This is a genomic window from Shimia sagamensis (assembly GCF_900182745.1).
GTDB lineage: Bacteria > Pseudomonadota > Alphaproteobacteria > Rhodobacterales > Rhodobacteraceae > Shimia > Shimia sagamensis.
The window spans coordinates 648,829-672,556 of the sequence record NZ_FXTY01000001.1; the positions used below are offsets into that span (position 1 = coordinate 648,829).

The 23,728-nt window shown below is 53.3% G+C and carries 24 protein-coding genes; 8 read left to right on the forward strand and 16 right to left on the reverse strand.

Features of this window, described 5'->3' with window-relative positions:
• Positions 1–35: 35 nt before the first annotated feature.
• The 7 genes from QOL67_RS02980 to hrcA all read right to left on the reverse strand — a co-directional run bounded on the left by QOL67_RS02980 (position 36) and on the right by hrcA (position 9,040).
• Positions 36–2,012 (reverse strand): secretin N-terminal domain-containing protein, encoded by a 1,977-nt coding sequence (locus QOL67_RS02980; protein ID WP_283424451.1) that lies wholly within the window; start codon positions 2,010–2,012, stop codon positions 36–38.
• Between the two features lie 235 nt (positions 2,013–2,247).
• Positions 2,248–2,787, reverse strand: coding sequence for an NUDIX hydrolase (locus QOL67_RS02985; RefSeq protein ID WP_283424452.1), 540 nt, complete (start codon positions 2,785–2,787; stop codon positions 2,248–2,250).
• A 47-nt stretch (positions 2,788–2,834) separates the two neighbouring features.
• Positions 2,835–4,163, reverse strand: a complete 1,329-nt coding sequence (locus QOL67_RS02990) for a UDP-glucose dehydrogenase family protein (protein ID WP_283424453.1) — start codon at positions 4,161–4,163, stop codon at positions 2,835–2,837.
• Between the two features lie 204 nt (positions 4,164–4,367).
• The gene (locus QOL67_RS02995) at positions 4,368–6,656 is read right to left on the reverse strand and encodes a M10 family metallopeptidase (RefSeq protein ID WP_283424454.1); all 2,289 of its coding nucleotides are present in this window, start codon (positions 6,654–6,656) and stop codon (positions 4,368–4,370) included.
• Between the two features lie 69 nt (positions 6,657–6,725).
• Positions 6,726–7,043 (reverse strand): hypothetical protein, encoded by a 318-nt coding sequence (locus QOL67_RS03000; RefSeq protein WP_283424455.1) that lies wholly within the window; start codon positions 7,041–7,043, stop codon positions 6,726–6,728.
• A gap of 362 nt (positions 7,044–7,405) precedes the next feature.
• A complete protein-coding gene (locus tag QOL67_RS03005) occupies positions 7,406–7,966 on the reverse strand; it encodes a nucleotide exchange factor GrpE (RefSeq protein WP_283424456.1) in 561 nt (186 codons plus the stop codon).
• A 9-nt stretch (positions 7,967–7,975) separates the two neighbouring features.
• Positions 7,976–9,040 carry a heat-inducible transcriptional repressor HrcA gene (hrcA, locus tag QOL67_RS03010; RefSeq protein ID WP_283424457.1) on the reverse strand — a complete coding sequence of 355 codons (1,065 nt, stop codon included), beginning with the start codon at positions 9,038–9,040 and terminating at the stop codon, positions 7,976–7,978.
• A 116-nt stretch (positions 9,041–9,156) separates the two neighbouring features.
• On the opposite strand from hrcA, the gene rph reads away from it, so the two are divergent.
• Genes rph through QOL67_RS03030 form a run of 4 tightly spaced genes read left to right on the forward strand, consistent with a single transcriptional unit; the run spans position 9,157 to position 11,982 of the window.
• Positions 9,157–9,870 (forward strand): ribonuclease PH, encoded by a 714-nt coding sequence (gene rph / locus QOL67_RS03015; RefSeq protein ID WP_283424458.1) that lies wholly within the window; start codon positions 9,157–9,159, stop codon positions 9,868–9,870.
• Positions 9,867–10,478, forward strand: a complete 612-nt coding sequence (gene rdgB, locus QOL67_RS03020) for an RdgB/HAM1 family non-canonical purine NTP pyrophosphatase (protein WP_283424459.1) — start codon at positions 9,867–9,869, stop codon at positions 10,476–10,478. Before rph ends, rdgB begins: the two co-directional genes overlap by 4 nt.
• On the forward strand, positions 10,471–11,628 hold the full coding sequence (gene hemW / locus QOL67_RS03025) for a radical SAM family heme chaperone HemW (RefSeq protein WP_283424460.1): 1,158 nt from the start codon (positions 10,471–10,473) through the stop codon (positions 11,626–11,628). The genes rdgB and hemW overlap by 8 nt, the downstream gene beginning before the upstream one ends.
• Positions 11,629–11,982, forward strand: coding sequence for a YbaN family protein (locus QOL67_RS03030; protein ID WP_283424461.1), 354 nt, complete (start codon positions 11,629–11,631; stop codon positions 11,980–11,982).
• On the opposite strand, the gene QOL67_RS03035 is transcribed toward QOL67_RS03030, so the two are convergent.
• From QOL67_RS03035 to QOL67_RS03065, 7 genes are all read right to left on the reverse strand, one after another.
• Positions 11,972–12,865 (reverse strand): ParB/RepB/Spo0J family partition protein, encoded by an 894-nt coding sequence (locus QOL67_RS03035; RefSeq protein ID WP_283424462.1) that lies wholly within the window; start codon positions 12,863–12,865, stop codon positions 11,972–11,974. The two genes, QOL67_RS03030 and QOL67_RS03035, sit on opposite strands and share 11 nt — an antisense overlap.
• 12 nt (positions 12,866–12,877) lie before the next feature.
• Entirely contained in the window at positions 12,878–13,687 is an 810-nt protein-coding gene (locus QOL67_RS03040; RefSeq protein ID WP_283424463.1) for a ParA family protein, read from the reverse strand.
• Complete coding sequence (gene rsmG, locus QOL67_RS03045) at positions 13,665–14,303, reverse strand: 16S rRNA (guanine(527)-N(7))-methyltransferase RsmG (protein ID WP_283424464.1); 639 nt, start codon at positions 14,301–14,303, stop codon at positions 13,665–13,667. Before rsmG ends, QOL67_RS03040 begins: the two co-directional genes overlap by 23 nt.
• A complete protein-coding gene (mnmG, locus tag QOL67_RS03050; RefSeq protein ID WP_283424465.1) occupies positions 14,303–16,165 on the reverse strand; it encodes a tRNA uridine-5-carboxymethylaminomethyl(34) synthesis enzyme MnmG in 1,863 nt (620 codons plus the stop codon). The genes rsmG and mnmG overlap by 1 nt, the downstream gene beginning before the upstream one ends.
• A gap of 23 nt (positions 16,166–16,188) precedes the next feature.
• A complete protein-coding gene (mnmE, locus tag QOL67_RS03055; protein WP_283424466.1) occupies positions 16,189–17,487 on the reverse strand; it encodes a tRNA uridine-5-carboxymethylaminomethyl(34) synthesis GTPase MnmE in 1,299 nt (432 codons plus the stop codon).
• 10 nt (positions 17,488–17,497) lie between these two features.
• Positions 17,498–18,769: a transcription termination factor Rho gene (gene rho, locus QOL67_RS03060; RefSeq protein WP_283424467.1), complete on the reverse strand. Its 1,272-nt coding sequence runs from the start codon at positions 18,767–18,769 to the stop codon at positions 17,498–17,500.
• Between the two features lie 122 nt (positions 18,770–18,891).
• Entirely contained in the window at positions 18,892–19,341 is a 450-nt protein-coding gene (locus tag QOL67_RS03065) for a CopD family protein (protein WP_283424468.1), read from the reverse strand.
• A 414-nt stretch (positions 19,342–19,755) separates the two neighbouring features.
• Between QOL67_RS03065 and QOL67_RS03070 the strand changes: the two genes are divergently transcribed.
• Genes QOL67_RS03070 through dnaQ form a run of 4 tightly spaced genes read left to right on the forward strand, consistent with a single transcriptional unit; the run spans position 19,756 to position 22,502 of the window.
• On the forward strand, positions 19,756–20,355 hold the full coding sequence (locus tag QOL67_RS03070; RefSeq protein WP_283424469.1) for a Maf family protein: 600 nt from the start codon (positions 19,756–19,758) through the stop codon (positions 20,353–20,355).
• A complete protein-coding gene (locus tag QOL67_RS03075; protein ID WP_283424470.1) occupies positions 20,352–21,185 on the forward strand; it encodes a shikimate dehydrogenase in 834 nt (277 codons plus the stop codon). Before QOL67_RS03070 ends, QOL67_RS03075 begins: the two co-directional genes overlap by 4 nt.
• Positions 21,182–21,775, forward strand: a complete 594-nt coding sequence (gene coaE / locus QOL67_RS03080; protein ID WP_283424471.1) for a dephospho-CoA kinase — start codon at positions 21,182–21,184, stop codon at positions 21,773–21,775. The genes QOL67_RS03075 and coaE overlap by 4 nt, the downstream gene beginning before the upstream one ends.
• On the forward strand, positions 21,768–22,502 hold the full coding sequence (dnaQ, locus tag QOL67_RS03085; RefSeq protein ID WP_283424472.1) for a DNA polymerase III subunit epsilon: 735 nt from the start codon (positions 21,768–21,770) through the stop codon (positions 22,500–22,502). The genes coaE and dnaQ overlap by 8 nt, the downstream gene beginning before the upstream one ends.
• A gap of 57 nt (positions 22,503–22,559) precedes the next feature.
• Here the strand turns inward: dnaQ and secB are convergent, their stop codons facing one another.
• The gene (secB, locus tag QOL67_RS03090; RefSeq protein ID WP_283424473.1) at positions 22,560–23,045 is read right to left on the reverse strand and encodes a protein-export chaperone SecB; all 486 of its coding nucleotides are present in this window, start codon (positions 23,043–23,045) and stop codon (positions 22,560–22,562) included.
• 53 nt (positions 23,046–23,098) lie between these two features.
• Positions 23,099–23,641, reverse strand: coding sequence for an FxsA family protein (locus QOL67_RS03095; RefSeq protein WP_283424474.1), 543 nt, complete (start codon positions 23,639–23,641; stop codon positions 23,099–23,101).
• Positions 23,642–23,728 lie beyond the last annotated feature (87 nt).

Genomic DNA, 23,728 nt, shown 5'->3' on the forward strand with positions numbered 1-23,728 from the left:
CCGACCCCACCATCACACGCATGCACACGCCTAGGTCAGTTGCCGTTGAACCGCAGGCGGCTCGGAAGCGGTGGGAAATTCCGGCTTTGCGCAAGCGCATCGATAAATCCAGCATCAAAAGGTTGGTTCAGGTCCGCCCCGTCATAAGGCAGCAGGCGTTGATCAGCCCGTGGATAGCCTCCCTCATCCAGCGGCTGAATGGAAGCACTGGTTGCATAGGCTTTGTCCGTCAGGTTTTTGGTGATGCGGCGCGCCTCGGCGTCATTGGAGACAACCTGTGGGCGGAGCAACACCAGCAGAACGCGCTGGTTTTTGGTGGAGTTCTTACCGCGGAACAGGCCTCCCACAACGGGCAAATTGGAGATTCCAGGCACACGCTGATTGACCGCGCCAGACCCATCTTCAAGCAAACCACCCAACATAATCACGTTGCCATCGCGCACCAATGCGGTGGTCGACAACGCGCGGCGGGCGGTGATTTCTCCGCCGGAAGTGGACGTTGAGTTGGTAAGGTTGGACACCTCCTGCTTGATCACCATGCGCACAGTGCGGTCGGCGTTGATCTGAGGTGTGACGTTGAGGGTCAACCCCACGTCTTGACGCTCGATGGTCTGAAATGGGTTTTCTGGGTTTGAGCCATCACCCGTGGAGGTGTAACTGCCGGTAACAAAGGGCACGTTTTGGGCAACAACAATCTCTGCTTCTTGATTGTTGAGTGTCAAAATCGATGGCGTTGATAGCAGGCGCGTTGAGTTGACCGAGGCAATGGCCGTGATCAATCCAGCAATGCCGTTGCCAGTGCTCGAATTGTAGGTGCTGCCACCCAATACGCCGGCAGGCCCCAGATCTGGCGCGTTGCCATTTGACACAGCAGACACCAGATTGATCAGGCTGGTGCGTCCCGGGAGCGCAAACTGGACGCCCCCCACCAGTGCATCATTGAGAACGGCCGCAAATTGAACAGAAAGGTCCGAAAACCCGTCCACGGTCATCTCAAAAATGACAGCTTCAACAAGGACTTGAGTGGGGCGTTGATCCAGATACTTCACGATCCGGACAATTTCAGACATCCGGTCTTGTGGCGCAAAAACCAACAACGTGTTGGTCTGAGGTTCTGGCACAATCCGCACTTTTGCCTGCGCGGCGTCCCCGCTGGCATTTACGGTTCGCAAAACAACATCGGCAATTGCAGCAGCGTCAGCGTAGTTCAAAGCGATTGTCCGGCTGCTTACGCTTTCGCGCTGGGTATCAAGCCGGCTGGCCAAAAGCCGTACCCGCTGGCGCATTTCATCAGGACCAGACACCAGAAGCGCATTGGAGCGACGATCGATGCTTACTGAGGCCCCATCGGGCACAATACCCATGGACTGCACCACTTGCATAACATCTCCAGCTTGCGCGTTTTGCAGTTGAATCATCTCGATTGGGTCCGCTTGACGAGGTTGATCCAGCCGTTTGATCAAGCGCGTGATACGGGCATGGTTTGCGCCACGGTCCGACAGAATGAGCAAATTTGCGCCTGGCACTGGGGTGATCACCGCCTCTGAAGGCAGAAGAGGACGCACAACCTCTATTACCTCCTGCAACGGCACGTGGCGCACAGGAATAACGCGGGTTTCATAACCCGAAGACACGCCCGATGCATCGCCAGACGACAACTCTCGGGCAGTGTTCATTTGCACAATACGGTCCGCGCCAGCACCTTCGATGACAGTCAGGCGATTGAGTTCCAGAACAGACAGAAAGACCTCATACAACTCATCCGCAGTAAGTTGATTGGGTGCCAGGACGGTCACATTGCCCCGAACAGCTGGGTCCACGACAAAGCTGCGGCCGGTGTTCTCTGACACGATCTCGACAAAACTACGCAGATCAGCATCGCGCAGATCAAGTGAAACCTGCGCTTGGGCCGTGCCAACCCCAATAGTAAAACATGCAAAAACACTGACAACCACACCGACCATCGCCGATGCCACAGCCCGACACGGGCTTAGGCGTGCAAATAGTTTCATGACCTGCTCTCTTGTCACGGGCTGTCGCCTGATCCGTTGATCGAACCTAAGCCGCCTTGCCTCTTTGGGGCTTTATAGCGGATGTGCCGACAGATTGCACTCTTTTCCACACAGTTTTCCACAGGCAGTACGCCGTGTGGCACCTAAGTGTGACAACATCGCTACGCGCGATTACAGAGCGCCCAATGGGGCTCAGGCGCAAGCGGGGAGCAATTCACGCCAAAACAGTCTCTAACTAGGCTTGCGAGTGTAGTTTCCACAGCCCCCAAGCTGCAACGTGGTGCATCACGCCAACTTCACCCGACAGGATTGCCGCCTCAATTTGACTGGGCAACAGCGCTTCGTAAGCAAACTCTTCCAAATCCCCTGGGTTGGGCTCTGTGACACGATGGCAGAGAGGCGCGACAAAGTAATGTCCCTGACACACACGTTGATTGCCATGATCCACAAACGAACCCAGTTGCACCAACGAGTCCGCCTTCAGCCCTGTTTCCTCCAAGAGCTCGCGCCGTGCGGCAGTTTCAGGATTTTCGCCTGGATCCACATGCCCAGCCGGAAACCCCAAGACTTCGCGGGCCGGGCCATGTTTGTACTGCCGGATCATTTCCACGCGCCCATCCTCCAAAAATGGAATAACCACCGCAAAATCCATCAACCGTATCTGATAGAAGTCATCCACCACATGCCCAGGTTTGATCTCAACTTGCTCTTGCTGCACTTCCACAAAAGGCGGCCGATTGAGCAGGCTTTTTGTCGACAGCGTTTTCCAAGTCATAAGATGTCGCCTTTCCGGCTACGGGATCCATTGGCGGCGGTGTGTGGTCAATCATCCACGCGTGAAAACCCGGCCCGTCCAATGCTGTCATACGCTTCAAAGCCAGCCCGTTTGGCATCCCGGACAGAATAGATATTGCGCAAATCTGCCAGGCGCGGTGTCGCCATTTTGCGGGCAATTTTCTTCAGGTCCAACGCCCGGAACTCATTCCACTCTGTCATGATCACCAAGACATCGGCGTTCTGCGCCGCCTTATATGCATCTTCCACCCAGATCACACCGGGCAGGAGCGCCTCGCCTTCGTGCCGTCCCTGCGGGTCTGTCACTTTCACTTTGGCGCCCCCGCCAACAAGCGCAGGAATGACCGTCAGACTTGGCGCATCGCGCATATCATCTGTGTTCGGTTTGAAAGTGACACCCAGAACACCAACAGTTTTTCCGTTGAAGCTGCCGCCGCACATGTCCAGCAACTTATCCACCATACGTCGTTTGATCTCTTCGTTGACCTGGATGACAGCTTCCGTAATTTGCATCGGCACGGCGTTGTCCTGACCTATGCGGGCCAACGCTTTGGTATCTTTTGGAAAACAAGAGCCGCCATATCCCGGACCGGCATGCAGAAACTTATTCCCGATGCGACCATCCATGCCCATGCCTTTGGAGACCTGCTTCACATCCGCGCCAACACGCTCACACAGGGCGGCAATTTCGTTGATGAACGTGATCTTGGTGGCCAGGAAAGCATTGGCGGCGTATTTGATCATCTCCGCGCTTTCCAAATCAGTTGTGACGATTGGGAAGTCCCGCAAATAGAGCGGGCGATAGATGTCATTCATAACTTCACCAGCGCGGTCATTGTGCACGCCAATCACAACACGATCCGGTTTCATAAAATCTTCAATGGCGGCGCCTTCACGCAAGAATTCCGGATTGCTGGCCACATCAAAATCCAAGCTCGGGTTGGCTTTGCGCACAACTTGCTTGACCTGGCGGTTGGTGCCCACTGGCACGGTGGATTTGGTGACAATCACCAAATAATCTGTGGCAGTGCGGGCAATTTCTTCAGCTGCCGCCATCACATAGGACAGATCTGCGTGACCATCGCCACGACGTGTTGGGGTGCCAACCGCAATAAACACCGCCTGGGCGCCGTCCATGGCTTTCTCGAGATCCAGCGTGAAGCTGAGACGGCCAGCCTCAACGTTTTTTTCCATCAGCGCATGTAAGCCAGGTTCATAAATGGGAACGTCGCCACGCTCGAGCATCTCAATTTTGGCAGGGTCTTTGTCAACACATACAACCTCATGCCCAAAATCGGAGAAACAGACTCCGGAAACCAATCCGACATAGCCTGTGCCGATCATCGCAATTTTCATTTTTGCCACCCTCTAATTGCTGCCCGTGGTGCCCTTTTAATGAGCGTGACAAGAGGGGCTGTCAACGAAGCAACAAATGTTGCGCCTGATGCGTATCAAGAAGACAGCGGTTTGATGTCTCGAATTCACCAATGCGTACGATCACAATACAAAAACCAGCGACGTCACCATCGCTGGTTTTACAAGTTGCTCAGACACCCAAGATCAGATGATATCAATCATACTGGCATCAAATTGTGCAGCCCAGCCTGTGATTGTGATCACATCTGTTCCAAACGTTAGAACGTAGTTGCCAGCCGAATCAGCCCCATAGGTGTTAAGAACATCTGCTGCGGACAACACCGCACCGCCCCACAGCGCGTCATCCAATGACAGCATATCGCCTTCTGTTGAGCTAAAGTTGTTCACCATGTTGCTGGATCCGACACCTGTCGAGAAGACAAATGTGTCAGCACCGAGACCACCGTCTCCGACGTCGTTGCCTGCGCCAAAATTGAGCGCATCATTGCCGCCTCCACCAACGAGAGAGTCGTCTCCTGAACCACCTATCAGGGTGTCAGAGCCATACCCTCCTAAAAGCGTGTCGTTGTTGGCACCGCCATTCAGGAAATCCCAGCCATTACCGCCGTCCAGTAGGTCATTGCCATCGCCACCATTTAGTGTGTCGCCGCCAATGTCGCCATGAAGAGTGTCTTCTCCGTTACCACCACGGAGCACATCAGAGTCATCCCCACCAAACAACCGGTCTTGACCGCCACCACCGTTCAATGTGTCTTCGCCTTGAGCGCCATATAGACTGTCATCTCCAAATCCGCCCGATACACTATCATCACCGAGTCCGCCAAAAAGGCTGTCGGATCCATTCCCACCTTTCAAGACGTCGTTGCCGCCTCCGCCACTCAAATTGTCGGCACCAGTGCCACCTGACAACGTGTCATTGCCGTAGCCACCAGACATCGTGTCGAACCCCTTCTCACCGAAAAGCAAATCAGCGCCGTTTGACCCACCTAGAAGGTCCCCGCCGTCACCACCATAGATGGTGTCATGTCCGAAACCTCCCCAAACCGTGTCCGACCCACCTCCTGCATTCGTCCAATCATCCCCTTCATTGGTTTTGATCAAATTCGCCACGTCGTTGCCTGTAACGTGGTCGTTACCTACACCAGTGTAAACATTCTCGATAACAGTGCCCACAGCGATGCCAAGATTGCCAATCAACCCACCAACGTCAGAGAATTGTCCTGCACGCATGTCGATACGTGAATCGTCAGTGTAGGACCGAAAGTCCATCAAGTCCGTGCCGTTCAAATCATAAATTGTCATGGCAACAGCACTATTTACAGTGATGACCCCGTTGAAAAAATCACCGAGGTAGCCGCCGAGATTTGAGTTCATACCCCAGACCGTGTTGCCTGCAGTTGCGCTTCCTGCACCGGCAGCGCCATAGAGGTCTTGGATCGCCACGATATCCACCATCATGGCGGACATGATGTTGGCCCAACTCGCGTCTGTGCCCAAGCTATCGACCTGATCAAAATACGACATGATGGACATTTGCCAACTGTCGTTGCCAAAGTTTTCATCTGTGCCATATTCTGCCGAACCGTTGTAGCCACCCTGATGGCCCAGGCCCAAGGCGTGGCCAATTTCATGAATGTAAGTTTGGAACGAATAGCTGTTCAATGTTGTGCCAAATTGGGTCAACCAATCCGTGGACACATTAACCGTCGAACTGAGAATTGTTCCACCCGACACGGAGGAATTTGACCACGCGCCAGCATCAGTATTCTGGAAACTGATATTGGCTGCTCCGGCAACCTCTTGGAAATCAATGTCGGCCACAAGCTCCCAGGCTTCAAAAGCCCAGCGCGCCAACTGCTGGCCTGCTGCACTTAGAGACGTAATGTTGACAGTGATGACATTGCTCACTGACGTGTCAAAAGAGCGCGATGTGCCTCCATTATCCGTCCAATACCCAGACGTGAGATAATCAGCCATATCCTGAACCGAGCCGTCTGCAATTGGCGTGAAGGTATCAACCGAAAGACTATAACTGGAGGCAACTGCGTTGTAGCCGTTGACCGCGAAATAATAGGTACCGCTGTAGGTCGCTTCAAACGTCAGGAACGAGTCAAAATTTCCACCGTTGTAATCAATATCATCGTTGTACTCAAAAGCGTCACCGTTGCTATCAAGGACCCAGAGCCTGGGATCATCGCCGCTCACGGCAACTTGATAAAACTCACCAGCGACCAAATCGATGGCGATGTAGTCCAGATCAGTGTTGTTAATTGTCCCCTGGAAGGTGTCACCAACGGAGATTGAGTAAGGCGTGGTTATGTCGCTTGGAGCGTCAACGGTTTCGGGCACTATTGCGCCATTTGGATCCCCAACAACAGGAGTGGTGATTGGACCATCATCGTGACCATCTCCGTGGCCCTCATGGAAAATGGGGGCATCAACAGTCGCGAAAGGTGTGTTTTGAATTGGCATTCTGAAAATCTCCTGTCTCTCCGCGCTGGTGCTGGCTTCACAACACAAAACAGAGCGGACACTCTAAAATTATTTTTCCCAAGGCGGCGTGCTGACTTTTAGCATTCCGTCGGCAAACCCCTCGTACAAACGCTGTTTTGGCGCGTCATCCATTCCGTCCACCTGGATAGATGGACCTTCGTAGTTTTGTCCCGTTTCGAGGTTTCGCCACATCAAAAACCCGCTCACATGATCAGACCGAAGGGCCTGAACAACCAGTTTCCCATAGATCCCCTCACCTACAGGATGGGGCGGACCCTCAACTTGTTTTACGGCGTGGTTGGGGAAATGATTTTGCAGCTTCATCTGAAGCACGTCACACAGATTACGCACGTCCTTCTGAACCAAGCCGGTCTCCAAACTCTTGCAGCTCAGAAAAAAAGGGGGGGGTGTATTGCGTTGAGCGCTACCCATTGCTGTCGAAACCGTCAGAAGCCCAACACTCAAAATCAAACATATCGAAGACCATGACCACACCAACAACTCTCCGATCAAATCGTTACGAGTATTCACCGCGCTTTTCCGCACAACTTGGATAACGTTCATAGGTTGGGGAAACCAGAAAAATCTTTAACGAACTCTTAAGGAAATTGTGGGTTTGAGCTTTGCCGCAGCGTCCTCACGGTTCAGAAAGCATATCAACCCACGGAAGTGAAAACAAAAAAGGCTCCCGTAAATCGGGAGCCTCTAAAAGGTCATTGGAGACAATTTTAGCCCGGGTTGGAGCTCACACCTACTTGCGCAGGGCGCAACAGGCGATCGTGCAGCATAAAGCCTTGGGCAGAGACCTGAATGATCTCGCCAGATTTGGTGCCTGGCACCGGCGCCTCAAACATGGCTTCGTGCACATTGGGGTCAAACTTGTCGCCAACTTCAGGCGAAATAACCTCCATGCCGTGTTTGGCGAAAGTCTTGAGCAAACCGCGCATGGTCAGCTCGATGCCTTCGATCAACGCAGCAGAGGCCTCTTTCTGCTCATCTGTGATGGTTTCAACAGCACGTTTCATGTTGTCAAACACCGGCAACATATCACGCGCCAGCTTGGAGCCACCATATTGCTCCGCCTCACGGCGAGCTTTGTCGCCACGTTTGCGGGCGTTTTCGGCATCAGCCAACGCGCGCATCCAGCGGTCTTTCAGCTCGTCACGTTCGGCGCGCAGCTCATCAATTTCGATGGCCTCGTCATCCAGCTCATCCAAGCTTTGAGCAAATTCTTCGGCCTCGGCATCTGCGATGTCGTCCAGAAATTCGTTTTCTTTCGGCTCAGCCATTTTTCACCTCTAACCGCGGTCGGTAATCAGCTTCCCGACCAGTTGTGCCGTGTAATCCACAATCGGCACGATGCGTCCATAGTTCAGGCGCTTGGGTCCGATGACCCCGACAGCACCCACGATCTTACGATCAGCGTTCATATAGGGAGACACCACCAAAGAGGAACCCGAAAGTGAAAAAAGTTTGTTCTCAGAGCCAATAAAAATGCGCACACCATCGCCCTGCTCCGCCAATTCGAGGAAATCGGCAATGTCTCGTTTACGTTCGAGGTCATCAAACAACGTACGGATGCGTTCGAGGTCCTGTTCTTCCTCGTCTTTACCCAACAGATTCGAGCGGCCGCGTACAATCAGGCGCTCCTGTTGTTCCCCCTCATCCGACCAGAGCGCGAGGCCATTTTCCACCATATCAGCCGCCAGGCTGTCGATTTCTTGGCGTCGTTTTTTGATTTCTTCCTGAACAGCATTACCCAATTCGCTCAACGTACGGCCCTCGGCGACGGCATTGAGGAAATTAGCCGCCTCCCGCATGGAGCTTGGTGTTTGACCAACCGGCGGTGTGAACAGGCGATTTTCAACATGGCCATCTGCAAACACAAGCACCACCAAAGCGCGGTCCGCCCCAAGGCTGACAAACTCAATATGTTTGATCGGTGCTTCGTGTTTTGGGGCCAACACAAGCGACGCGCCCTGAGTGACACCTGACAGGGCTGTGGACACGCGATCGAGCATATTGCCCACATCCGCACCTGTATCGCCCAACGTGGCATCGATTTTTTGACGGTCTCCCTGATCCAGATCGCCGACTTCCAGCAAGCCATCCACAAACATGCGCAAGCCTTGCTGGGTTGGAATGCGGCCAGCGGAAACATGCGGGCTGTCCAGAAGGCCTAGATACTCCAAATCCTGCATCACATTGCGAATTGTTGCGGCGCTGACCTTTTCAGATAGCGATCTGGTCAGGGTGCGTGACCCCACCGGATCACCGGTTTCAAGATACCCTTCAACCACGCGGCGGAACACCTCGCGGCTGCGATCATTCATTTCTTCGAGAATTTTGCTGCTGTCTGTCATTCGCCCGTGCCTTTGTGTCCCTAATAAAATAGCCTCAAAGGCAAAGGTCAATCGGGGTTGCGTCCAACCTTATCCCGCGGTTATCCCCAGCCCAAACCCAGAAAAGGATATTTGCCATGCGCCCTTCCGGCCGTCAGCTTAACGAAATGCGTGAAGTCTCGATTGAAACCAATGTGACCAAACACGCCGAAGGCTCCTGTTTGATCAAGATGGGCGACACCCATGTGCTGTGTACCGCCTCTTTGGAAGCACGTGTGCCGCCCTTTATCAAAGGTTCCGGTCTGGGTTGGGTCACTGCTGAATATGGCATGCTGCCACGTTCGACATCGTCGCGCATGCGTCGCGAGGCGACTGCGGGCAAGCAAGGGGGTCGCACCGTGGAAATCCAACGCTTGATTGGCCGTTCTTTGCGTGCCGGCGTTGATCGTGTGGCTTTGGGCGAGCGCCAGATCACTGTGGACTGTGACGTGATCCAAGCGGACGGCGGCACACGCTGTGCGTCGATCACCGGTGGCTGGGTTGCGCTGCGTTTGGCGGTGAACAAACTGATGAAAACAGGTGACGTAACAACTGATCCGCTGATTTCTCCTGTGGCAGCTGTGTCTTGCGGCATTTACGCCGGTCAGCCTGTGCTCGACCTGGATTACCCGGAAGACAGCGAAGCCGGTGTGGATGGCAACTTCATCATGTTGGCCAATGGTCAGATGATCGAAACACAGATGTCTGCTGAAGGCTCCACCTATTCCCGTGCGCAGATGAATGAACTGCTGGATCTGGCGGAAAAAGGCGTGGCGGAGTTGGTTGAAGCACAGCTGGCAGCCACCGCATGACCCGCAAATTTGAAGGCGACCGCTTATTGGTCGCCACCCACAACGCGGGCAAATTGGCCGAGATCACCGAGATCTTGGCCCCACACGGGGTGTCCGTGGTGGGGGCTGGCGATATGGATCTACCGGAACCTGACGAAACCGAAGACACATTTGTCGGCAACGCCCGTATCAAAGCACATGCGGCAGCCAAGGCAACGGGTCTCCCTGCCCTGTCCGACGACAGCGGCATCACCATCGATGCGCTGGGCGGAGCGCCAGGCGTTTACACCGCGGATTGGGCGGAGACCGACACTGGCCGCGACTTCATGAAAGCCATGACCCGCGCCAATGACGAAATCACCGCCAAAGGATCGGGTGCACCGCGTTCTGCGCAGTTCCGTTGCACGCTGGTCTTGGCGTGGCCTGACGGACACGACGAGGTGTTTGAAGGTGTCATGCCCGGTGATCTGGTCTGGCCGATCCGAGGTGAAGGTGGGTTTGGCTATGACCCTATGTTCATGCCAGACGGCTATGACGTGACCTGCGCTGAGATGCCAAAAGAAGAAAAGAACCAAATCAGCCACCGCGGACGCGCGCTGCAAGCTTTTGTGGCAGGCTGTTTTGGCTGAGGACTGGCAAAACGGGGGCTTTGGCCTCTACATTCATTGGCCGTTTTGTCAGGCCAAATGCCCCTATTGCGACTTCAACAGTCATGTAAGCCGTGAAATTGACCAATTCCGCTGGCTTAGAACCTATTTGAGCGAGCTGGACCGTGTTGCAGCGGAGACCTCCGGTCGCGTTTTGAACACCATCTTCTTTGGCGGTGGCACGCCTAGTATGATGGACCCAGAGGTGGTTGCGACCATTTTAGAGCGGGTCCGCAAGCTTTGGCCCACCTCCAATGACATGGAAATCACCCTGGAAGCAAACCCGGGATCGGTCGACGCGGCCCGCTTTGTTGCGTTTCGTGACGGCGGTGTGAACCGGATTTCGATGGGCATTCAGGCCTTAAATGATCGCGACCTTCAGCGCCTTGGACGTATCCACTCAGTAGACGAGGCCAAACAGGCATTTGAAATTGCACGGAAAACTTTTGATCGGGTGAGTTTTGATCTGATCTATGCGCGTCAAGATCAGACGCTGGATGATTGGCAGTCAGAACTGCGTGAAGCGCTTTCCATGGCCATTGACCATCTGTCGTTGTACCAGCTGACCGTTGAGCAAGGCACGGCGTTTGGCGACCGATACAACCGTGGCAAACTGCGCGGCTTGCCTGAAGATGATCTTGCGGCGGATATGTATGAAGTCACGCAAAACATCTGTGCCGAAGCCGGGATGCTGCCTTACGAAGTATCAAATTACGCTGCAATGGGCTCTGAATCTCGCCACAACCAAATCTATTGGCGCTATGGGGACTATGCCGGCATCGGCCCTGGAGCCCATGCTCGCGTGACCCTCAACGGTCAACGGCACGCCATCGAAAACTGGCGTAATCCAACGAAGTGGTTGGAGGCGGCAGAGACCGGCAATGGAGAAAACCTGCGAGAAGCCGTTTCCCAAGAAGGCCAGGCAACTGAATTGTTGCTGATGGGGCTTCGGCTGAATGAGGGCGTTGACTTAGCCCGTTATGAAGCACTTGCCGGCAAGCCACTTGAGGGCGCACGTGTTGAAACCTTACGAGACATCGGCATGATTGAAATTGAGAAATCAAGATTGCGTGTCTTGCCGCAGGGACGCATGGTGCTTAACTCGGTTTTATCGGAATTGTTGGTGGACTAAATGCGCGTGCTTTGGCTTATCTGTGGACTGACCTGTGTTGCGCTCGCATTAATTGGTGTTGTGTTGCCACTTCTTCCTACTGTGCCTTTTCTTTTGCTTGCCGCCTTTTGCTTTGCCCGATCTTCTGAGCGGTTACACAGCTGGCTTCTGTCTCACAAAACATTCGGCCCAATGATTGAAGACTGGAACAGCAACGGCGCAATTCGCCTCCCGGCAAAAAGGGCAGCAACCCTGTCCATTGCTGTTGTTTTTGGATTTTCGTTGCTGGCTGGAGTCAAAACCACCGTGGTTGTCATTCAAATGGTGGTTTTGAGCGCGGTACTTTTTTTCATCTGGTCGCGACCTAATTCGTAGACGACAAAATCCTGCACAACTCGTCCAGATCATCAAGCGTCTGATAACTAATGGTAATTTTTCCGTTTTCGCCGCCAGAAATGTGATCGACCGAAACTTTCATACCCAAATTTGCCGAAAGATCACCTTCTAGAGCAACTGTATCGGCGTCCTTACGGGTCTTTGGGCGTGGTTTTCGATTTTGCTCAACGAGAGAGCCTGTTTTTTTGGCCAACTTTTCTGTTTGGCGCACGGACAAACCATCCTTCACCACCTTGCGCGCCAGCTCGGACGCGTTCTGAGTGGTCACCAAGGCACGTGCGTGGCCAGCCGACAATTGCCCCTCACGCAGCATACCTTGCACGTCATCCGGCAGGTTAAGCAGCCGCATCAAGTTGGCGATATGGCTCCGGCTTTTGCCAAGCGCCTCAGAAACCTTCTCTTGCGTGTGGCCAAATTTTTGCATCAGCTGACGGTAACCCATCGCCTCCTCAACTGGGTTCAGGTCGGCACGCTGAATGTTCTCAATAATCGCAATTTCCAACACTTCCGTGTCATCATAATCACGCACAAGGACGGGCAACTCGTGCAACTGCGCCATTTGAGAGGCACGCCAGCGCCGTTCACCAGCAACAATTTCATACCGGTCACCAGCCTTCTTCCGCACGATCAGCGGTTGAATAACGCCTTTCTCCCGAATGGAATTGGACAAGTCTTCCAATTGTTCGGGTGTAAAATCACGGCGTGGTTGATCCGGGTTCGGTTCAATGCGCTCGATTGGAACCACCAAGTCCGCACGGCGGGCAGTGGTGCCAGTTTCTGGACGGGTTGTGTCCTCCGTTACATCTGCCATAAGAGCGCTGAGGCCACGGCCCAGGCCACGCTGTTTTTTCTTATCTGCCATTGTGGGCCTCCCTTAAGCGGCGATTTTGAGATTTTTGGCAAGCAATTCTTTGGCCAGCGCGCGGTAAGCCACAGCACCTTTGGAACTTGAATCATAGTCCAATACAGCCTGTGCAAACGACGGCGCCTCAGACACACGGACATTGCGGGGAATTTTGGTTTCAAACACCAAATCACCGAGGTTATCACGTGCGTCTTGCTCCACCTGCTGTGACAAGTTGTTACGCGCATCAAACATCGTGAGGACAATGCCCTCAATCCGAAGACCTGCATTTGCAGTTTGACGGACCTCGCGTACCGTCAGCATGAGTTGCGACAGGCCTTCCAACGCAAAAAACTCGCTTTGCAGGGGGATTAGCACTGAATGCGCCGCAATCATCGCATTCACCGTCAGCAAGTTCAGCGACGGCGGGCAATCAATTAGGATGTAATCCAGATCATATTTGTCCATGGCTGTTTGGCGCAGAGCATCATGCAACAGAAAACTGCGTTTTTCATTGGACATCAGCTCAATATCAGCCGAGCTGAGATCAACAGTTGCCGGGACAATAGACATGTTTGAGGACTCTGTGGTTTGGATCACATCGTCCAACTCCACTTCACCTGTCAAAAGATCGTATGTGGTGTGGATCCGGTCTTCTACGTCCACACCTAGGCCTGTGGATGCATTGCCTTGAGGATCGAGGTCCACCAAGAGCACCTTAAACCCCTCTTCTGCCAAGGCAGCAGCAAGGTTGATTGTCGTTGTGGTTTTGCCCACGCCACCTTTTTGGTTGGCCACTGCGATGATTTTTGGCCCTTTAGGGCGTGTGGGATCCGACACGTTTGAGCTCTCCGATCTTCAGAATGACCGCTTCTGGGTCCGTGATACTTTTTACCACTTCGCAATCAAATGACCACGATTTCTGTGCGGATTGCAGTTCTTTTTCCCACCGCGCGCCCTTTAGGAACACAGCGGTACCAGTTGCCGCTAGATGCCGATCTGAAAATTCCAAGAGAAGAGTGAGATCAGCCAAGGCCCGGGCGGAGAGCACATCTGCGTTCTGAACAGCTGCTTTCTCAATACGATCAGTGACAACAGTTGCCGATACGCCTGTCTCGCGAAGGACCGTGCGGAGAAAAGCGCACTTTCTCTGATCACTTTCGATCAGAGTGACGTTCTTTGGCGCGACAGCCTCGCCAGTAGCCAAGGCAATGACAAGGCCTGGGAAACCACCGCCGCTGCCAATATCCACCCAATGCTCGGCGCTGAGTGGAGCACACCGTAGTGTTTGAACAGAATCCAATATGTGCCGGTTCCAGAGATCATCAATTGTCGATTTTGACACCAAATTAATGCGTGGATTCCATTTCACCAGGAGATCTGCAAGGATTTCCAGCCGCTGCAGTGTTTCACGTGAAACATTCAGATCATTTTTGAGGTGTTCTGGACAAGGCATTATGCAGATCTCGCCTTCTTGGCTTGACGCAACTTGGCCATCAAAAGTGTCAGTGCCGCTGGTGTCATTCCATCGATACGACCCGCCTGTCCCAAATTTGACGGACGTACCGCATTGAGCTTCGTCTTGAGTTCGTTGCTCAGACCTTCAATATCGTCGAAATCAAAATCAGATGGAATGATTTTCGTCTCATCTCGGCGCATCGCTTCCACATCACGCTTTTGACGTTCAATGTAGTTTGCATAAAGGGCATCGCGCTCCAATTGTTCCTGTATTTCTGGCTGGGCCGTTCCAAGGCGCTCTTCAAGCGCAATGAGATCCGAGAACCCAACCTCCGGAAACGACAGAACTTGGAAAGCTGTACGGCGATTTCCGTCTTGATTCACCATGATACCAACCGCGTTGAGCTCTTTTGGGGTGTAGCTCGTACCTTCCAGCAAAGCTTTTCCGGCCACAAGCTGATCCTGTTTGTCGGAAAAGCTGGCCTTTCGCACCTCCCCAATCAAGCCAAGTTGCATGGCAACTGGTGTTAGCCGTTGGTCCGCATTGTCCGCGCGCAGAGACAGGCGGAACTCAGCTCGAGAGGTGAACATGCGGTAAGGTTCCGTCACGCCCCGAGTGATCAGGTCATCTACCATCACACCAATGTAGCTGTCGGAACGACTAAAATGGTGTGGGTCTTTGCCTTGGGCAGACAAAGCGGCATTTAATCCAGCCACCAATCCCTGTGCAGCCGCCTCCTCATAACCCGTGGTGCCGTTGATTTGCCCAGCGAGATACAGTCCTGGAACGTTCTTAACACCCAATTCAGCGTTCAAAGCACGCGGGTCAACATAGTCGTATTCGATGGCATAACCGGGCTGAAGGATCTCAACTTGTTCCAGCCCATAGATGGACCGGACGTAAGCTTCTTGGACATCAACCGGCAGCGAGGTCGATATGCCATTGGGATACACGGTGTCATCATCCAATCCTTCCGGCTCCAAGAAGACCTGATGTGAATCCTTGTCGGCAAACCGCACAATCTTATCTTCGATCGATGGACAATAGCGTGGCCCAACCCCATCAATGTGGCCGCCATACATTGCGGAGCGCGCCAGATTCTCGCGAATAATGTCATGTGTTTTGGCATTTGTATGCGTGATGCCACATGCGACCTGACGGGCAGCCGGTTTCTTGTTCATGAAAGAGAACATCACCGGGGCGTCATCACCTGGTTGGCTATCGAGCAAATCCCACTTGATGGTCTTACCGTCCAAACGAGGCGGTGTACCTGTTTTGAGGCGGCCTAAGGGGAGGTTAAAGCTATCGATTCGCTCTGCCAGTTTGACCGAGGCATTGTCACCCATGCGACCGCCTGAATGTGAGACGTCCCCGATATGGATCACACCGCGCAGGAAGGTACCTGTGGTCAATACAACCGCATGTGCCCTGATTTCAGAGCCATCAGCAAGGACAACACCACGAACAGCATTATCCTTCATACGAAAGTCGATGGCCTCACCTTCTACAATTTTCAGGTTTGGTGTGGCTTCGATCTCTGCCAACATTTCCGTACGGTAGATTTTGCGGTCAGATTGCGCACGCGGCCCTTGCACTGCTGGACCCTTACGTCGGTTCAAAAGTCGAAATTGTATACCAGCCTTGTCTGCAATGCGGCCCATGACCCCATCAAGCGCGTCAACTTCCCGAACAAGATGCCCCTTTCCCAGCCCGCCAATCGCCGGGTTGCAAGACATGACGCCAATGCCAGACTTTTTCAAAGTTATGAGCGCGGTGTTCGCACCCATACGGGCAGAGGCCGCGGCGGCATCGACGCCGGCGTGACCGCCTCCAACTACAATGACGTCAAAATGTTTCACGTGAAACACTCCTCAAATTTGATTCACTTTCCGATACAAAAGCTCGAAAAGATTTCGTCCAGCAAGTTCTCTACATCGACATGACCAACAAGGGAATCAAGGGCACGAATCGCCGTGCGCAGTTCTTCGGCGCCTATATCATAGTGATCCGGCCCCAAGGCGATAACCGTGCGCGCAGCCTCCAGGGACTCCGAGGCCCGCTTCATTGCAATCCGATGACGTTCCCGCGTTGCTACGCCGGATCGCCCGGCTAGTTCAGAAAGCTTGGTAGTGATCTCCGCGACCAATTCGGACACACCAAATCCGGTTTTCCCCGATATAGCATTTTGCGGGTTATCCAGTGTGTCTGCCTTGGCAGACCGGATCACATCATTTGACAGAGGCGCAAAGTCTGGATCTTCGCCTTCAGACGTCAGAAAAACCCGAAGATCAGCCGCGCCTGCCCTTTCACGGGCCCGTTGAATACCAATGCCTTCGACGTGATCATCGGTTTCGCGCAAACCCGCCGTGTCCAGCAATGTCACAGGCAGGCCGTTCAATTCCATACGCACTTCGATCACGTCACGCGTGGTGCCGGCATATTCTGATGTGATGGCCGCTTCACGCCCGGCAAGCGCGTTGAGAAGCGTGGATTTTCCAACATTGGGAGCGCCGAGGATGGCAACTTCAAAACCGGTGCGAATGCGCTCGGCGCTATCGACACCTGCAATTTCTTTATCGAGCTCAGCGCGCACACTAGCCAGAAGGTCTGTCACTTCTGGCGTCACATCAACCGGCACGTCTTCGTCTGCAAAATCAATCGTGGCTTCGATCAAGGCCGCAGCGCGAATAAGATCAGTGCGCCATTTTCCGGCAAGATTTCCAAGATCACCTGAAAGAACACGCAAGGCTTGCCGTCGCTGGGCCTCTGTCTCCGCATCAATCAGGTCGGCGAGACCTTCGACCTGAGCCAGGTCGAGGCATCCATTTTCCAGAGCCCGACGGGTAAACTCCCCGGCTTCTGCCAGCCGCAGTCCATCCATTTCTGAAAGTTCACGCAAAACCGCATTCACCACAGCGGTGGAGCCATGCAGGTGCAGTTCCAGTACGTCTTCTCCGGTGAAACTGGCGCTCTCTTCGAAATAAAGCACCAAAGCCTTGTCCAGGCGACGCCCCTCGCGGTCTTTCAGCAGCTTGAGCGCAGCCAAACGCGGCTTTGGAAGCGCGCCAAAAAGCGCCCTGCCCGCTTCAACAACCTGCGAACCGGACACACGAACGACAGCGACCCCCGCTTTACCGGGGGCCGTTGCTAGAGCGAAAATTGTGTCAGCCACATAGGCCATCACGCATCCTTTAGGTGTTCATCGAGTCAAAGAAATCGCTATTGCTCTTGGTTTGCTTAAGCTTGCCAAGCAAGAACTCCACAGCATCGGTGGTGCCCATCGGGTTGAGAATGCGGCGCAGGACGTATGTCTTGGCCAAATCCCCTTTTTCGATGAGCAGATCTTCCTTCCGCGTGCCGGATTTGAGAATGTCGATCGCTGGGAAGACACGTTTGTCTGCCACTTTGCGGTCCAGCACGATCTCAGAGTTACCGGTGCCTTTGAATTCTTCGAAGATCACTTCGTCCATGCGTGAGCCGGTGTCGATCAGCGCTGTGGAAATGATGGTGAGTGAGCCACCCTCTTCGATGTTACGGGCCGCACCAAAGAAACGTTTGGGGCGTTGCAGCGCGTTGGCATCCACACCACCGGTCAAAACTTTACCCGAGGACGGCACTACAGTGTTGAAGGCGCGACCAAGTCTTGTGATCGAGTCCAGAAGGATCACAACATCTCGTTTATGTTCAACAAGACGCTTGGCTTTTTCAATCACCATTTCAGAAACCGCCACGTGACGTGTGGCCGGCTCATCAAAGGTCGAAGAAACAACTTCGCCTTTGACGTTGCGCTGCATGTCCGTCACCTCTTCGGGACGTTCATCAATTAGCAGAACGATCAGGTAACACTCTGGGTGGTTGGCCTCGATGCTGTGTGCAATATTCTGCAACAGTACGGTTTTACCTGTACGTGGCGGCGCGACGATTAGGGAACGCTGCCCCTTACCGATTGGCGCAACAAGGTCAATGATCCGAGCGGAACGATCCTTGATGGTCGGATCTTCGATCTCCATCTTCAAACGCTCATCAGGATACAGCGGCGTGAGGTTATCAAACGCGATTTTGTGTTTGGCTTTCTCAGGCGCCTCAAAGTTGATCTGAGACACGCCTGTGAGCGCGAAATAGCGTTCTGTGTCACCTGGGGCGGTCATAACCCCATTCACGGTGTCACCGGTGCGCAGAGAGTACTTACGGATCATTTCAGGGGAGACGTAGATGTCATCGGGACCCGGCAAGTAGTTTGCCTCTGGAGAGCGCAAGAAACCGAAGCCGTCTTGCAGCACCTCGAGCACACCATCGCCGGAGATTTCCCATCCATCATCTGCGCGTTCCCGCAGAATTTGGAACATCATCTCGCCTTTGCGCATAGTGGAGGCGTTTTCGATCTCCAGCTCTTCGGCCATTGCCAAGAGATCTTTGGGGCTTTTGGCTTTCAACGTGCCAAGAGCAAGCTTTTCTTGTGTCATGAAAATATCCTGTGCTGCCCGAATGCGGGGCAGATCATGTACTCTGTATCTGGAAGACACTTAGCCCGGACGGGCCAGTTGGCGGCAGTTCTACGCCACTTTCTTCGCCTGAGTCAAACGCTTCAGAACTTTACAACAACTGAGACCACAATCAGAACCATCAAAACCGTCGGAACTTCATTCATCAAGCGATACTGGCGGCCGGAGAGTTTGTTTTCATCTCGGCCAAACTTCTTTCGCATAATCATCAGCCAGTGATCAAACACTGTCATGGAGAGCACGCCAAAAGCTTTGGTGTAGGGCCAGATTGCCGACCAATCGACCACACCAGGGGTGAACACCAGCGTGAGACCTGCGATCCAAGCAACAATGCTGGCGGGTGCCATGATGTAGCGCTGAAGCTTATATTCCATAACCTTCAAAGTTTCGTCGAGTTGATCGCCCTGCTGCGCTCGTTCTGCGTGATAGACGAAGAGTCGAGGTAGATAAAAAATACCTGCCATCCAGCTGATCACTGCGATGATGTGCAGAGAAAGCACGTAAGGGTAAATATCGACGAGAAAGTAACTCATGATGGTTTGATCCTGATCGAAGCCGGGCCCTCTCTATAATAAATAAATATATATAGAAAAGGATGATGATTAAGTAGGGAGGTCCAATCCTGTGGATTATTGAGTTTCCCTAGGACTTACCCACATCTGAATGGTTCGCTCTGATCTGTATCAACATCTGGTGAGAAAGTTAAAAGGAGTAAACAATTTCAGTGGCTTGAGAGAAAAGTGACAGCTGTATGACTGTGGGTAACTGCGTGGAGATACCGGTATGCGGGTGATTCCTCCCACAGGCAAAGTTTTCCCTGTCCACCGTGCAGAAAATCGGGAGATTTCCTTGAAGCGGGGGTGAGTTTCCCCAGCTTGCAAAATCCCACAGAAATTTCCAGAAAGGACTCCAAAGAAGTTCCTTCCTTTCTCCACGGAATTATCCACATGACCGCACCCTTGATCCTTGCCTCAGGCTCCGAGATACGGGCTCAGCTCCTATCTAAAGCCAATGTTGGTTACGAAACTGTTAAACCGCGCGTAGATGAGGAGTTGATTAAGCGATCATTGCAGGCAGAGGGGGCTACGCCACGTGATGTGGCGGATGCTCTGGCCGAGGCAAAAGCCCGTAAGGTGAGCTTGAAGCGGCCAGAGGCGTTGGTTTTGGGTTGTGATCAGGTTCTTGATTTTCAGGGCACAATTTTCTCAAAGCCCGAAAGTGTCGAGTATGCGCGCAATCAGCTGCTGTTGTTGCGTGGTCAGCGTCATATGTTGTTGTCTGCATCTGTGATCTATCAGAATGGCGAACCGCTTTGGCGTCATGTGGGCGTCGTACGCCTGTTCATGCGGCAATTCAGCAACGACTTTCTTGAGGGCTACTTGTTTCGCAACTTTGACAGCATCCGTCATTCCGTTGGTGGGTATAAGTTGGAAGAAGAAGGCGTGCGCCTGTTTGACAAAATCGACGGGGACTATTTCACCGTACTTGGCATGCCGCTTGTAGAAATTCTGTCGTTCCTGACGACACGGGGAGAATTGCCACAATGACATTGCCGTCCATTCCTTTGGCGGGGGTGATCGGAAATCCGATCGCGCACTCCAAGTCGCCGCTCCTGCATGGGCATTGGCTCAAGACCTACGACATCGCGGGACATTATGTGCCGCTCGAAGTCGAAGCAGATGCTTTGGGCGATGTTTTGAAGGCCATGCCAAAGATGGGGTTTGTTGGTTGCAACGTGACCATTCCTCATAAAGAGCGGGTGATGCAGTTTGTCGATCAGATCACCGATCGCGCGACGCTGATCGGGGCGGTGAACACGCTGATATTTCTCAATGACGGCAGCATCTTGGGTGACAATACAGATGGCTATGGCTTTATCGAAAACCTGCGTCAGGGTGCCCCAGAATGGGATGCTCCTGCTGGGCCAGCTGTTGTTCTTGGTGCAGGAGGCGCCGCGCGGGCGGTTGTGGCGTCCTTATTGGATGCTGGCGTGCCGGAGATATTGCTGACCAACCGAACACGGGTGCGTGCGGACAAACTTCGTGAAGATTTTGGTGCGCGGGTAAAAGTGGTGGAGTGGGTGCAAGCAGGTAATATTTTGGAAAAAGCTGCCACATTGGTGAACACCACGTCGCTTGGCATGGTTGGAAAATCGGAGCTTCGCGTGCCGATGGATGGTCTGCGCAAGGAAACTGTTGTGACGGATTTGGTTTATACGCCACTGACCACAAATTTCTTGCGGACCGCAAATGAAGCTGGCTGTGTGACCGTGGATGGTTTGGGCATGTTGTTGCATCAAGCTGTCCCAGGGTTTGAGCGCTGGTTTGGGCGTCGGCCCATTGTAGATGACGAAACACGTCGGGTTGTTTTGGGATGAGCTTTAAGCTGGGGCTGACCGGATCGATTGGCATGGGAAAGTCGACTACGGCGCAGCTGTTTGTTGAAGTGGGCTGCGGGCTTTGGGATGCAGATGCGGCGGTACATCGGCTGTATGACGTCGGCGGTGCAGCAGTTTCGCCCATGCAGGCTGCGTTTCCTGAGGCAGTCATTGATGGGTCGGTGTCGCGAGACAAACTGAAGGAGGCGATAGGACGAGATTCATCTGCTTTGAAGGTTATTGAAGAGATTGTGCATCCTTTGGTGGCGGAGGATCGCGCGGCGTTTATTGCATCTGCCACCGCTGACATCTTGGTCTTTGACATTCCTTTGCTGTTTGAAACCGGCGGGAATGAGGCCATGGATGCGGTTGTGTGCGTCTCTATTTCAGCTGAAATTCAGCGAGAACGTGTTTTGGCGCGGGGCACGATGACTGAGGCGCAGTTTGAGAATATCCGCGCCAAGCAGATGCCAAACGATGAAAAAGTTTTCAAATCAGATTATGTTGTGATCACCGATACGCTTGACCATGCACGTGTGCAGGTGGAGAAGATCGTGACCACCATCAGAGGGCAGATGACCAATGCGTGAAATCGTACTCGATACGGAAACCACCGGGTTCGATCCATTCTCCGGCGACCGGATTGTCGAAATTGGGGCGCTGGAACTCTACAACCATCTGCCAACGGGGGAGACGTTTCACGTTTACATCAACCCGGAGCGTGGGATGCCGGAAGAGGCGTTTGGGGTGCATGGGATTGGCCCGGATTTGTTGGATGTGCCGCGTGATGCGCAGCCTGGCGAAGTCACGCTAAAAGATAAAAAGCTGTTTTCGGCACATGGTCAGGCATTTTTGGATTTCATTGGTCCAGAAAGCAAACTTGTCATTCACAACGCCAAATTTGACATGAAGTTTCTGAATGCTGAGCTTGGCTGGATGAACCTGCCAGAGATCCCGATGGATCGGGCATTGGACACCTTGGCGATCGCACGTAAGAAGTTTCCCGGGTCGCCAGCGACATTGGATGCGTTGTGTCGCCGGTTTGGAATCGACAACACCTCGCGGACGTTGCACGGCGCGTTGCTTGACTCCGAAATCCTGGCGGAAGTCTATCTGGAATTGATTGGTGGACGACAACCGGATTTGGTGCTCGCATCCGGTGGCGGTGGGAAATCCAAGTCTGTGCAAGCAGATGATTGGCGCCCAAGTAAGCGGGCCACACCCCTGCCCTCCCGTTTGACTGAAGGAGAGGCGGCGGCACATGACGAGTTTGTGCAGAAGATGGGTGAAAATGCTCTGTGGACTAAACTAGGCTAGACATAAAAAAAGGCGCCGCCTGAAAAGGCAGCGCCTGAAATCTCAAGACCGGGCCGCTTAGTTTGCGACAGGCTGCTCTTCCTGTGCACGACGCTGCAATTCGGAGCGGTACAGCGCCACAAAGTCGATAGTTTCGAGGTTCAGCGGCGGGAAGCCACCGTCACGTGTGACATCAGAAACGATGCGACGTACAAATGGGAACAGCATGCGCGGGCATTCGATCAGCAGGAACGGGTGCAGCTGATCTTCTGGTACACCTTCCACGTGGAACACGCCGGCGTAATCCATCTCCAAAATGAACATCTCAGCGCCGTCATCTTTGTTTTTGGCGGTGATGTTGAGCTTCATCGCCACTTCAAACTGATGATCAGCGTTGCGCTTTTTGGCATCCAAATTGACTTGAACCTGAACGTCCGGCTGCGGGTTACCCGCAGAGCCTTTTTGAGCCAAAATGTTTTCGAACGACATGTCGCGTACGAATTGGGTCAGTACGTTCATTTTCAGCTGCGGCGCTTGGGCAGCACCGTTTTCGTTTTCCGCCATGGGAGTCTCCAAAATATTCGTTTGCCCTGCTTTAACAGGTCAAATTAGGTGTCTCAATGTTTAGTCCAACCGGATGGCTTATGCGTGTGATTTTTGGCGCTGTCCAGCTGCTGTGCCGCGCCGTTTTTGGCGGGATCAACCTCGGAAAATTCGCCATCGATCACGTCTGACTCCGCAGGATGACGGCCGTGATTTCCTGGGCCCGCATGAAAGGTCGCAGACTGAGTGCTGCCCATTGTGAAACCTTGGACGCGAACACGGCTGCGCGCAAAATTGAACATCATTTTTCGGAATAGTGGTGTCAGCAGGGCAAATCCCACAGCATCTGTGAAAAAGCCCGGGGTCAAAAGCAGAACGCCAGCGATGAGGATCATTGCGCCGTGGGCCAAAGGTTCCGTCGGATCATTCAATTCATTGAAGGATTTTTGCACATTTCCAATGGCCGCAAGTCCCTGAGAGCGGACCAAATGCGTGCCAAGGATGGCGGTGAGCAATACAATGGCAAGCGTTGGCCAAAGACCAATAGCGCCACCAACGCTGATGAACAGGGCAATTTCGATCATGGGGATCGCAACAAAGGCCAACAAGAGCCACATCTTAGCTTTACTCCAATGCTTCTTTTGGCGAGGTGGACTTGACCCCGCGCGTGACTTACATAAGTGCGAGAGAACAGTGTTTCCATG